This is a genomic window from Pigmentiphaga litoralis (genome assembly GCF_048632615.1).
Lineage (GTDB): Bacteria > Pseudomonadota > Gammaproteobacteria > Burkholderiales > Burkholderiaceae_B > Pigmentiphaga > Pigmentiphaga litoralis_B.
This window is the reverse complement of record NZ_CP184479.1, coordinates 4,668,838-4,681,482: the sequence shown is the minus strand read 5'-3', so window position 1 is coordinate 4,681,482 and position 12,645 is coordinate 4,668,838. Positions and strand designations below refer to the sequence as shown.

Below are 12,645 nucleotides of genomic sequence, written 5' to 3'. Positions count from 1 at the left end.
GCCGGGGCAAAGCCCTAGTCCGCTGCAGACAATTACGGCATCGTACCCGACGCTTCCCCGAACTGCAGCGCGGCCAGACGGGCATACAGCGGCGACCTTGCCATCAGTTCGCCATGGGTGCCTTCGGCCACGATGCGGCCGGCTTCCAGCACCAGAATCCGATCGGCCCGCTTGACGGTGGCCAGGCGGTGCGCGATCACCAGCGTGGTCCGCGACTGGGTGGCATTGTCCAGGGCCTGCTGCACCAGTTGCTCGCTTTCCGCGTCCAGCGCGCTGGTGGCTTCGTCCAGCAGCAGCACCGGCGGGTTCTTCAGGATGGCCCGCGCAATGGCAATGCGCTGTCGCTGGCCGCCGGACAGGCGCACGCCCCGCTCACCCAGGAAGGTGTCGTACCCCTCGGGCAGGGCGGCAATGAAGCCGTCGGCCGCAGCCATGCGGGCGGCGGCCTTGACGTCATCGATGCTTGCATTGGCCCGCCCGTAGCGGATGTTGTCCAGGACCGAGCCCGAGAAGATCACGGTTTCCTGCAGCACCACGCCAATATGCCCGCGCAGGTCGTCCAGCGCCAGATCACGCGTGTCGACCCCGTTGATCGAGACGGTGCCGGATTGCGGATCGTAGAAACGCAGCAGCACCTGGAACAGCGTGGTCTTGCCGGCCCCGGACGGCCCAACGAGGGCGACATGCTCGCCAGGCCGCACATGCAGCGACAGGTCATCGAGTGCCGGGACGCCCGGCCGTGAGGGATAGTGGAACGCCACGCGGTCGAAACGCAGGCCTTCGCCCCGCTCGGGCAGCGGCACCGTGGTGGCCGCCTCGGTAACGGGCGATTGCGCGCCGCGCAATTGCAGCAGCCGGTCGGTGGCGCCCGCAGCGCGTTGCAGGTCTCCCCAGACTTCAGAGACCGCGCCCACGGCCCCTGCCGTGACGACCGCATACAGGATGAACTGGGACAGCAGGCCTGCCGTCATGTCGCCGGCCAGCACGGCGCGGGCGCCCAGCCACAGGACGAATACGATCGCGCCAAAGATAAGGACGATCACCATGGCGGTCAGCGCCGCGCGGGCGCGGATACGCGACAAGGCCGCGTCGAAGGCGTGTTCCACCGCCGCGCCGAACCGCGACGATTCGTACGGCTGCTGGTTGTAGGACTGCACGGTGGGCATGGCGTTGAGCACCTCGCCCGCCAGCGCGCTGGCGCCCGCGACGCGATCCTGGCTCAGGCCCGACAGCTTGCGGACACGCCGGCCGAAATAGATGATGGGCGCCACCACCACGACCAGGGTCACCAGGATATAGGCCGACAGCGTCGCGCTGGTCACGGCCAGCATGATGAGGCCGCCCGCCAGCAGGAACAGGTTGCGCAGCCCTTGCGACAGGCTGGTGCCGACGACGGTCTGGATCAGTGTGGTGTCGGTGGTCAGGCGCGACAGCACTTCGCCGGTCTGGGCGGTTTCGAAGAACTGGGGACTCATGCGCAGCACGCGATCGTAGACGGCGCGGCGCAGATCGGCCGTGACCCGTTCGCCCAGCCACGACACCATGTAGAAGCGCAGCGCGGTTGCGCCGGCCAGCACCAGCGACAGGGCGAACAGCGCGATAAAGTAACGATCGATGTGCGCGCGATTGCCGGCGGAAAAGCCCAGGTCGATCAGGTACCGGAAGGCGACCGGCAGGGCCAGCGTGGCGCCGGCCGCGACCAGCAGCGCAAGGAACGCGATGGCCCATCGCCCCGCATAGGGCCGCAGGAACGGCAACATGGCGAACAGGGATTGAGGCGACGCGCCATGCGGAAGCGGTGGCAGGGATGAGGAACGGACGGGGTCGGGCATGGGCCTGCCAATGAACGCTGACCTTGCGATTGTGCCACCGGCAAGCTGACTGCCGCATGGTGGCGATGTAAAGCGTTACAGCGGCATGCATGCCCGCGGGATACCCTGACCTGCGTTGCCCCCCGCACCCCTTTTTTCAGGAGCAAACCGCCATGAAGCGATTTCTATTGGCCCTAGGCCTGGCCGGTGCCTGCACGGCCGCCCTCGCCCAGCCCGCCGCTGTCGCCGCCCCCAATATCGAACAGGCCACCCAGGCCCTGCAGAACGCCATGCAACGCGAGATCCAGGCCATGAACGCGGAACAGGGCCCCGGCTTTGATTCCAACGCCGCGACCGGCGTGGTCAAGACCCTGGAAGTGAAAGCCATCGACAACTGCCGCACCCCGCCGGCGGGTCAAGGCGTGGCGTGCCAGGTTCGCACGGTCGCGGAGCTGAAAGGCTCGCGGACGGAAGAAACCAACACGTACCATTTCTGGCAGCAAGGCGGCCGCTGGGAGGCAAGATTACCGTCTGGAGGCTAAGCCCCCCCAAGGCGCTGCGCGCCTCCCCCAGGGGCGGCACTGGCGGACCGGCGGAGCCGGATCCGCGGTGCCCTGGGTCGCTGAGGTTCTTGACTAGATGCGTTTATGCCTCGCTTTACGGGCGGCACCGGCGGGCTGACGGGGCCAGCGCTGGGGTGGCCCCGAGGGGGCCGAGTGCTTTACTTGCGTGTCAGCAGGGCGTTGAGGATGATCGCTCCGAAGGTGGCGGTACCTATTCCGCCTAGGGCGAAGCCGCCGATGTTCAGGGTGAAGTCGCCTGCGCCCAGCACCAACGTGACGGCCGCCACGATCAGGTTGCGGTTGTCCGAGAAGTCGACGCGGTTTTCGACCCAGATCCTGGCGCCGGACACGGCGATCAGCCCGAATACCACGATGGAGACGCCGCCCAGCACGGCGGTGGGGATGGTCAGGATGATGGCGCCGAATTTGGGCGAGAAGCCGAGGAGGATGGCAAAGCAGGCGGCGATGGCGAAGACCAGGGTCGAATAGATCCGGGTTACGGCCATCACGCCGATGTTCTCGGCATACGTGGTCAGACCCGTGCCCCCCACGCTGCCCGAGACCACGGTGGCAATCCCGTCGCCCACGAAAGCGCGGCCCATGTAGCGGTCCAGGTTCTGGCCGGTCATGGCGCTGACGGCCTTGATGTGCCCCAGGTTTTCCGCCACCAGGATGACGGCCACGGGCGCGATCAGCGCCATGGCCTCCAGGCGGAACACAGGCGACGTGAAAGATGGCATGCCCAGCCATGCGGCATTGGCCACGGTGGAAAAATCGATAGGCTTGCCCAGCCCGGCGCCATTGGTCAGCACCGCATACAGCACGTAGGCCAGCAGCAGGCCGATCAGGATCAGCAGGCGCTGCACCATGCCGCGCGTGAACACCGCCACGGCCCCGACGCACAGCACGGTGGCCAGGGCCATCCAGGCATCGAAGGGGTTGGCGGTCACGCTCTTGACCGCGATGGGTGCCAGGTTGAGGCCGATGACCGCCACCACGGCGCCCGTTACGACGGGCGGCATGTAGCGTTCGATCCAGCCCGTGCCGATGGCCATGACTAAGAACCCGATCAGGGTATAGACGACCCCGCAGGCGATGATGCCGCCCAGCGCCACGCCGATGTTGGTGTTCAGGCCCGGTCCGGCATACCCGCTGACGGCGATGACCAGACCGATGAAGGCAAAGCTGGAGCCCAGATAACTCGGCACCCGGCCGCCCACGATCACGAAGAACAGCAGCGTGCCGATGCCCGACATGAAGATGGCAAGGTTGGGATCGAAGCCCATCAACAAGGGCGCCAGCACGGTGGACCCGAACATCGCGACCACGTGCTGAAGCCCCATTGCCCCCATCTGCGGCCAGGGCAGCCGCTCGTCAGGCGCGATGACGCCCGCCGCCACACCGTCGGTGCGCTCGCGCCACCGGGGAAAATACGAACCCGCCATTGCCCTCTCCTGGTCTTGTGCCTTTGACAAATCAGGCGCAAGTGTAAGGAGAGCGGCGCGGCAAGACCAGCGCCGCGTCAGGACAATGTCAGGCGAGCAACGCTACCGGCAGATCGGCCAGCGCATCAGCCACCCGGATCCGGCCCTCTGCAACCGGGCAGGCGCCATCCGTCAGCACACTTCGGAAGGCCTGCGCCGCGCTGCCGGCGGTCAGGCTCTCCGGCAGGCAGACCACCGTGTCGCCCCACTTTTCGGCGGCGATGCGAGGCGTGGGGTCTTCATTGGTGCCGAGCACCATCGTGGCCACCCGATGCGGCACGATGACGATTGCCAGGCTGTCGCCGTGCTTGCGGGCGAACGCAAATACGTGCTGGCTTTCGGATCCTTCGACCGTCAGCGGCATATAGTCGCCTTCCAGGAACAGCGCTTCGTGCTGCTTCCGGAAGTTGAGCGTGCGCCGCACCACCTCGAACTTGATGCGGCCATCGCGCCAATGATCCACCAGGCCTTTTGCAGCCAATGATTCGCCCACCGCCTGCTTGCGCAGCGCGAAGTCGACCGGGCGGCGATTGTCCGGATCCACCAGGCTGAAGTCCCACATTTCCGTGCCTTGATACAGATCGGGCACGCCAGGGATCGTCATGCGCAGCAGGGTCTGCGCCAGGCTGTTGACGGCGCCGGCCGGGCCGATACGGTTGATGAACTCAATCAGTTCCAGCAACGTGTCGGCGTTGGCCTGCGGGTCCAGGATCTGGAACAGGAAGCCGTTGCAGGCTTTTTCATAGCTATCGTCGGGCGTGACCCAGCTCGATTGCTGCTTGGCCTCGCGCAGCGACTTGGTCTGCCAGTCCGACAAGCGGCCTGCCAGTTCGCGGATACCTTCCTCGTCGTTCACCGACAGGTCCAGCGGCCAGGCGCCGATCAGCGACTGGTACAGCATGTATTCGTCCGCTGGCAGGGGCGACGGCGCGGGCTCTTCGCCCGCTTTCCGCTTGAACGCGGCATGGCGTTCGGACCAGCGCGTCACGAGCGCTTCCCATTCGGCCGCGCGTTCGCTCAGCACCGCCAGGCGGGCGCGGCCGTCTTCACCCCGTTTGTGATCGTGGGTGGCCGTGGCAAGCAGCGCCAGCGGAAACGATTCGGCGCGGCCCTGGACGCGCTGATGGAACTCATCGCTTTCCATGGAAAAGATCGCGGGGTCGGCGCCGACTTCATTGCGGGAGAGCAGCCGGCCATACCGATAGAAACCGGTGTCTTCGACGGACTTGGCGGCCAATGGCGAGGTCAGCTGCTGGAAGCGGCGAATGGCCTGCAGCCGCACGGCGCGCTGATCCTCCGGATAGTCCTGGGGGCTTCGCCGCCCAGCCAGCCCGCCATGGTGTCGAGCAGGTCGTAGTCAGCCGGACGCAGGCTGGCGTGCGCGCCTTCCCGCGCCTTGGTGAAGGGCACCTGGTCCAGCTCGGTGTGGCCCTGTACGTCGGCATAGGTGCGATACACCGGGAAGTACACCAGCAATTCCGTCAGTACACGTCGGATCGCCGACGGGCTCCAGTCGCGCGTCATCAGATCGAAGTGCGCGATCCGGTGCAGCAGGCGCACCAGGGCATCGAACTCGCCCGCAAAGTTCTGCTGGATCAGCTGACGGCGCGCGGTGCGCGAGAGTTCGGTAAAGGTCTTGGTGCTGCCGGAAATGGACTGCCACATCGTGGTCAGGGTGGCTTCGCCTTGCGGATCATGCAGCCACTGTCCCACTTCGCTCATGAAGTCGTAGCCCGTCGTGCCATCGGTCTGCCACGAGGTGGCCAGCGGTTCGCCCGCGGCCAGGATCTTCTCGACCACGACGTAAGGCTTGCGTTTCGGGGCATCAGCCGGACGGCGGTCGGCGCGCTTTTCCAGTTCGGCGCGCAGGTAGCGGCAATAGGCTTTCGGGTCGGCCAGGCCATCCACGTGGTCGACACGCAAGCCGTCCACCAGCCCTTCTTCGTACAACCGGAAGAACAGGGAATGGATGTCGTCGCGAACCGCGTCGCGCTCGGCGCGCATGCCGGCCAGGTCGCTGATCTCAAAGAAGCGGCGCCAGTTGATCTCTTCCGCCGCCGTGCGCCACCAGGCCAGACGGTAGTGCTGGCGTTCCAGAAGGTCATGCAGACGCTGGCGTCCATCGGTGCGCGATGCATCGAACGCGTGCGGCGTTTCGTCCATCAGGCGCAGGACGTCTTCGTGATGTTCCGGCGAGATGGGAAAACGCGCGTCGTAGTAGGTGACGATAGGTTCGTGGGTTTTCTGATCACGCTCAATCTTGAGCTGCCCCTCGGATAGCACCTTGCCGTACGGATCGCCCAGGTACGGCGCCAGCAGCTTGCCCTTCAACGACGGGTCGGGCGAGTTCCAGTCGATGTCGAAGTATTCGGCATAGCGGCTGTTGGGGCCTTCGCGCAGCACGCTCCACCACCATGCGTTGTCGGGACTGACGCCCATGTGATTGGGCACGATGTCGAGGATCAGGCCCATCCCGAATTCACGCAGGCGTGCGACCAGCTTGCGCAGGGCCGCTTCGCCGCCGAGTTCCGGACTGATGACGTGATAGTCGATGGTGTCATACCCGTGCGTCGATCCCGCCCGCGCGCGCGTCAGCGGCGAGGCATAGATATCGCTGATACCGAGCTTGTGGAAGTATTCGACCAGATCGATGGCGTCCGTAATCGGGAAGCCTTCGTGGAATTGCAGCCTGACCGTGGCTCGCGGTGCACTCATGATGGTTGTCTGCTCTGTGAAAGGGCGTCCAGGCGTCGGCTGACGTCCTGGTCGTCCAGCAAGGTATCGATGGTTGTCGCCATGCGGCGACGCCAGTTGGGATGCGTATCGGTGGTGCCCGGCAGATTCGGCGCTTCGGGATCACCCAGCACGTCTTCCAGGGGAACAACCGCCAGCGGGCACGGGGTGGCTCCGACAAAACGGAAGGTCTCGGCAATGGGCGGCGGCGCATCGGGATCGGTGTCCTGTGATACGTCGATCCCCGCCGCTGCCAGCGAACGCACCAGTTGTTCGCGGTCGCGCGCGCGGGTTTCCATCTGCGCGCCGAGCGAGTCGCCGTCGCCGAACAGACCCAGGCGGTCCCGCCATTGCAGATCGGTGCCTGTCCACCATCCTGCAATGGTGGGCAGGTCATGCGTGGTCGTCATGGCCATGGCCTCGGCGGGCCAGTCGCGGGGCGCTTTAATCGGCGCGTTGTCCCCATGGTGCTGGCGCTCGAACCACAACACATTCATGCCCAGCATGCCGGCACGGCTGATCTGCTCGTTGAAGCCTTCCGGCACGGTGCCCAGGTTTTCGCCGACCACGATGGCGCGGTGCCGCCACGACTCCAGTGCGATCAACCGCATGATGTCATCGAACGGATAATTGACGTAGGCGCCATCGGTCGGCGCAGCGCCTTCGGGCACCAGCCACATCCGCTTCAGGCCGAGCGCATGGTCGATGCGGATCCCGCCGGCATGACGCAGGCAGGCGCGCAGCATCTCGATGTACGCCCGATAGCCCGTGCGGCGCAGCGCCGAAGGCGAGAACGCGGTGAGGCCCCAGGCCTGGCCTTGTGCGTTGTACAGGTCGGGCGGCGCGCCGGGCGACAGCTTGGCCAGGATCTCGCCCTGGCGGCTCCAGGCGTGACTGCCGCCGGGATCGGTGCCCACAGCCAGGTCCGCAATCAGGCCGATGCCCATCCCGGCCTCGCGCGCGGCGGCTTGCGCACGCGCCAGGCCCCGGTCGGCCAGCCATTGCAGGAAGGCGTGGAAGGTGACGTCGGTCGCGTGCTCCTGCGCAAACGCGGCGACGTCGGGGCTGTCGGGGTTCTGATAGGCCTCGGGCCAGTCGCGCCAGCCGCCGGTCTGGAATCCTTCGGCCAGCCGCCAGGCATGCAGCGCTTCGAATCGCGCATGATTTTCCAGCAGGCTCCCGCCCTCTTCCCGGAAACGCGTGAATGCCTGGGACACCGCGCTGCCAACGTTCGCGGGAAAGCCTTCGAACAGCCGGCGCAGAATGGCCAGCTTCGTCCGTGCCACGCCGGGCCAGTCCACCATGTCGAGCTGGTCCAGACGCGCCAGATCCAGGTTGAGACCCAGCGCCGACGCGGCGCGTGCCACGGCCGGCTGACCGAACACTTCCGCCGGGTCGATATACAGCACGTTCAGGAACAGCCGGCTCGATGGCGCATAGGGGCTGATCCGTTGCGGGTCGGCCGTGAACATGGCGTGCACCGGGCTGATCGCCAGACCGACGGCGCCTGCCTTGGCGGCCACGCCAGCCAAAGTCGCCAATGCGGTAAAGTCGCCTGCGCCGCCCGATGCGCCCGGTGCGCCAAGCGACGCGCCGCGCCGGCGCAGGCCATACAGCTGCACCGCCAGCGCCCACTCGCGCGGCTGCGCCTTGCCGATGGCGTCATTGACCCCGAAGCACCGCGCAGGCGCGATCGCCAGGGTGTAGACCTGATCGCCAATGTGCAGCGTGTGATACCCCGGCAGATTCATGCCCGGGATGATGACCGTATGCGCATCCTTGCGGCGCGCCTCGCCATCGACCACGCCGCCGTCGTCATCGAACTCAAGCCTGAAACGCAGGGTACCGACCGTATCCGGCAGCGGCACTTCGATCGCCTGGCGGACCACGCCGATCGCAAAGTGGCTGGCCGTATCGTCGCTGGCGTTCCGCAGCGTTTCCAGGCTGGCCTCGATCGCCTCGGGGCTGCCGGCATCGATGCCCAATGCGTTCAGTACATTCCTGAGCACGTCTGGCGAGACGTGTTGCGCTTTGCCCGCGGCGTCCTGCCAGTCGACCGATACGCCGGCCGCGTCGGCCAGCGCATGAAGGGAAGTCAAGTCGTCACTCATGCTGCGCTGTCCTGTGCAACGACCTCCAACACGTCCTCGAGCATGACCAGCGTCGCGCCGGCCTTGAGCTTGCCGGTCCCGGCCAGACGGCCTGTGTCGCTCGCGCTTTCGAACACAAGCTGCCCCCCGCCACCGGTGTGACATCGACGGCGTCCGCGCCGAAATTCACGTACATGGCGTAGACCTGGCTGTTGCCCAGGCGCCAGCGCGCGGCAACGGCCATGTCGCCGATGGCCTGGGCGCCAATGGACACCGCGCCATCCAGGTGCGGCACCAGCACTTCACGCCGCAGCCGCAGCAGGGCACGGTAATAGTCCCACCACAGCATGCCTTCACGTCCTGGGGACTCGGTCAGCGGGGGTACCGAGGCCTCGAAGGTATCGACGGCGTTGGGATCCGGAATGTTGTCGCGTACGGCCGGGTCCGCGAATGCCGGGAACTTGGCAAACTCCTTGCGGCGCCCTTCGCGCACGGCTTCGGCCAGTTCATCGTTGTGACTGGTGAAGTACAGGAAGGGCGTGCGGGTGCCCCACTCTTCACCCATGAAGATCATGGGAATCTGCGGCGACAGCATGCACAGGGCGACGCCCGCGCGCAGCGCATCCATGCCGGCGCCCTTCTCGGCCAACGTGATCAGCCGATCACCCAGGGCCCGGTTGCCGATCTGATCATGGTTCTGCAGGAACAGCACGAATGCGGTAGGTGGCAGGTCCCCCGACGGTTCGCCGCGCCGCTCGCCATCGCGATGGGGCGACGGCTGACCTTGATAGATGAAGCCCTCGGCCAGGCACCGGGCCAGCAGTTCCGCGGGCTTGTCGGCGTAGTCCGTGTAATAGCCGTCGGTCTCGCCGGCAAGGATGCGATGCAGGATGTGATGCCCGTCATCGTTCCATTGCGCGTCGAAGTCCTTGGCCAGATGGCTGGCGATGTTGCCGTCATGCTCAAGCACCAGATGCACATGCCGATTCGATGGCACGGACGCGCGCACCGCCGCCGCCATTTCGTCCAGCCAGTCCGGCTCCGAGATCGCGTGCACCGCATCGAAACGCAGTCCGTCAAAGCGAAACTCATTGACCCAATACATGGCGTTGCGCGTAAAGAAGTCGCGCACCTGCGGGCGGCGGAAATCGATGGCCGGACCCCACGGCGTATGCAGGTCTTCGCGGAAAAAGTCCGAGGCATACGCGTGCAGGTAGTTGCCGTCGGGACCGAAGTGGTTGTAGACGACATCCAGGAAAATCATCAGCCCCTGTTCGTGGGCCGCATCGACAAGCGCCTTCAGGTCCTCGGGCGTGCCGTAGGCGGTGTCGGGGGCATAGGGCAATACGCCGTCATAGCCCCAATTGCGCTCGCCGGGAAAGTCAGCGATAGGCATCAGCTCGACAGCAGTCACGCCCAGCTCGGCCAGTTTGGGAAGCGCCGCCTGAATCCCCTTGAACCCACCGAACGCCTTGGGATGCAGCTCGTACAGCACCACTTCGGACCAGGGGCGGCCTTTCCAGTCGGTGGTACGCCATGCATAGGCCTGCGGGTCCACCACGACGCTGTCGTCATGCACGTCGCCGGCCTGCAGCCGCGAATGCGGATCGGGAAACTTCAGGTCGTCGCCGATCTGATAGCGGTAGCGCGTGCCCGCGCCCACCGGCGCTTCGACCACGTAACTCCCCTGCCCGTCGGGCTGCATGTCGAGGGTCATCGGCTCGCCTTGCGGCGGCGTCACATGCACCTTGACCGCGGCTGCCGCATTCGGCGCCCAGACGGCAAATCGTGTTTGACCGGGGCGCGTCAAGGTCGCGCCGTATCCTGTCGGTAATAGCCCTTTCGTCATGCTGCTCTCGTTAATTCGACACCAATCGACAACCCAGCACCACCACGCTCCGGTCCGACACGTCCACCTCGTTCGTTTCGAGGGGCCACTCGTCCTTCGCGGGATCAGCCGTGTCCACCAATACCCGCCAGCTGAAATGCGGCGCCGGCATCACGAAACGCGCGCGCTCCGCGCTTCCGTTGATGAGTACCAGCGTCGCTTCGATCCCTTCCGCGCCGCGCGTCGCGCGTCTCAGCGCAAGCGTCCGGCACTCGGGATCGTTCCAGGCTTCGTCCCACACGTATCCACCTTGAATATCGAACCAGGCGATCTCCGCCATATCGGGCAGGATCATCTGGTCGTTGACCATGAATCGGTCGCTGCGCAAAGACGGATGGGCATGCCGGATCGCTGCCAGCCGCGCCAGGAAGGCCGTCATGGCTTCCCCGTCTTCCGAATGCGCCTGGCCCCAATCGAACCAGGACGTCTTGTTGTCCTGGCAGTAGGCATTGTTGTTCCCGTTTTGCGTGCGTCCGAACTCGTCGCCGCCCAACAGCATGGGCGTTCCGTGTGAACACATGAGGGTAGCCAGCAAGGCGCGTGCCACGCGTTGCCGGACGGCCTCGATGGCGGGATCGTCGCTCGGTCCTTCGACGCCCCAATTGCAGCTGTGGTTATCGTTGGTGCCGTCGCGCCCGTCCTCCTTGTTGGCGTCGTTGTGCTTGGCGTTGTAGCTGACCACGTCGCGCAGCGTGAAGCCATCATGCGCCGTGACGAAGTTGATCGATGCCCACGGGCGCCGCGCGCGGCGGTTGAACAGGTCGCCCGATCCGGCCAGGCGGGTCGCCAGGTCGGGCCGCTGTCCAGGGTCCCCGCGCCAGAAACGGCGGGCGCCGTCGCGGAACTTGTCGTTCCATTCCGCCCAGCCCGGAGGATGATTGCCGACCTGATAGCCGCCCGGGCCGATGTCCCAGGGCTCGGAAATCAGCTTGAGCCGCGACAGCACGGGGTCCTGCCGGACGGCGTCGAAAAACCCGGCGCCCGGATCGAAGCCGTGCGCCTCACGACCCAGCGTCACGCCCAGATCGAAACGGTAGCCATCGATCCGGAAGTGCGTGGCCCAATAACGCAGCGAATCCATGACCATCTGCAGCACGCGCGGATGCGCGAGGTTCAGCGTATTTCCCGTGCCCGTGTGATTGACGTAATAGCGTTCGTCGCCAGGCACCAGGCAGTAGTAGCTTTTGTTGTCCAGGCCGCGCCAGGACAGGGTCGGCCCCATTTCGTTGCCCTCGGCCGTGTGGTTGTAGACCACATCCAGGAAGACTTCGATGCCCGCGGCATGCAGGCGCCGGATCGCCACCCGCATTTCATTCAACATGCCCTTCGACAGGTAGCTTGGCTCGGGCGCAAAGAACGCCATCGTGCTGTAGCCCCAATAGTTGCGCAAACCGCGCTGAACCAGGAAACGATCTTGCGCGAAGGCGTGGACCGGCAACAGTTCGATGGCCGTCACGCCCAGGCGCAACAGGTGCTCGATGAAGGCGGGATCGGCCAGCGCAAAGAAGCTGCCGCGCTCGTTCGGGCGCAGGTCCTGCCGGCAAGCGGACACGCCCTTCAGATGGGCTTCGTAGATGACCGTGTCTGACCAGGGCCGGTCCGGGCGGGCATCGTCGCCCCAGTTGAAGGCATCATCGATGACGACCGCCTTGGGCATCGCCGCCGCGCTGTCACGGCGGTCGAAGCTCAGGTCCGCCTTGCCATGCCCGACCCGATATCCCGCCAGCGCATCCGTCCAATGCAGCGGCCGCACCAGCTTGCGGGCATAAGGGTCGAGCAGGAGTTTGTGGGGATTGAAACGATGACCGTGCTGCGGCTCATAGGGCCCGTAGGCCCGATAGCCATACACCAGGCCGGCGCCGGCATGGGGGAGATACCCATGCCAGACTTCGTCGGTGCATTCCGGCAGCGCGAAACGCGACAGTTCCTTGCGGCCGGTGGGATCGAACACGCACAGTTCGATCCGGGTGGCGTGGGCGGAAAAGACGGCGAAGTTGACGCCCAGTCCGTCCCACGTGGCGCCGAGCGGATAGGCACGCCCCGGCAACAATTTGTCCGAAAGCGTCCCGGCCATCC

Annotated in this window: 8 protein-coding genes; 1 reads left to right on the top strand and 7 read right to left on the bottom strand. The window is 65.8% G+C overall.

Going from position 1 to position 12,645, the window contains the following annotated elements; all coding sequences use genetic code 11:
- Positions 1–32: 32 nt before the first annotated feature.
- Complete coding sequence (locus ACNANG_RS21590; protein WP_420227623.1) at positions 33–1,760, bottom strand: ABC transporter transmembrane domain-containing protein; 1,728 nt, start codon at positions 1,758–1,760, stop codon at positions 33–35.
- 224 nt (positions 1,761–1,984) lie between these two features.
- On the opposite strand from ACNANG_RS21590, the gene ACNANG_RS21585 reads away from it, so the two are divergent.
- The gene (locus ACNANG_RS21585) at positions 1,985–2,353 is read left to right on the top strand and encodes a hypothetical protein (RefSeq protein WP_420224730.1); all 369 of its coding nucleotides are present in this window, start codon (positions 1,985–1,987) and stop codon (positions 2,351–2,353) included.
- Positions 2,354–2,532: 179 nt separating this feature from the next.
- Here the strand turns inward: ACNANG_RS21585 and ACNANG_RS21580 are convergent, their stop codons facing one another.
- The 6 genes from ACNANG_RS21580 to glgX all read right to left on the bottom strand — a co-directional run bounded on the left by ACNANG_RS21580 (position 2,533) and on the right by glgX (position 12,643).
- Positions 2,533–3,819, bottom strand: a complete 1,287-nt coding sequence (locus tag ACNANG_RS21580) for a solute carrier family 23 protein (RefSeq protein ID WP_420224729.1) — start codon at positions 3,817–3,819, stop codon at positions 2,533–2,535.
- Positions 3,820–3,907: 88 nt separating this feature from the next.
- A complete protein-coding gene (locus tag ACNANG_RS21575; protein WP_420224728.1) occupies positions 3,908–5,140 on the bottom strand; it encodes a hypothetical protein in 1,233 nt (410 codons plus the stop codon).
- Positions 5,104–6,573 (bottom strand): malto-oligosyltrehalose synthase, encoded by a 1,470-nt coding sequence (gene treY, locus ACNANG_RS21570; RefSeq protein ID WP_420224727.1) that lies wholly within the window; start codon positions 6,571–6,573, stop codon positions 5,104–5,106. Before treY ends, ACNANG_RS21575 begins: the two co-directional genes overlap by 37 nt.
- Entirely contained in the window at positions 6,570–8,702 is a 2,133-nt protein-coding gene (gene malQ, locus ACNANG_RS21565; RefSeq protein ID WP_420224726.1) for a 4-alpha-glucanotransferase, read from the bottom strand. The genes treY and malQ overlap by 4 nt, the downstream gene beginning before the upstream one ends.
- Complete coding sequence (gene treZ / locus ACNANG_RS21560) at positions 8,695–10,491, bottom strand: malto-oligosyltrehalose trehalohydrolase (protein ID WP_420224725.1); 1,797 nt, start codon at positions 10,489–10,491, stop codon at positions 8,695–8,697. Before treZ ends, malQ begins: the two co-directional genes overlap by 8 nt.
- A gap of 49 nt (positions 10,492–10,540) precedes the next feature.
- Complete coding sequence (gene glgX, locus ACNANG_RS21555; RefSeq protein ID WP_420224724.1) at positions 10,541–12,643, bottom strand: glycogen debranching protein GlgX; 2,103 nt, start codon at positions 12,641–12,643, stop codon at positions 10,541–10,543.
- Between the last annotated feature and the right edge of the window lie 2 nt (positions 12,644–12,645).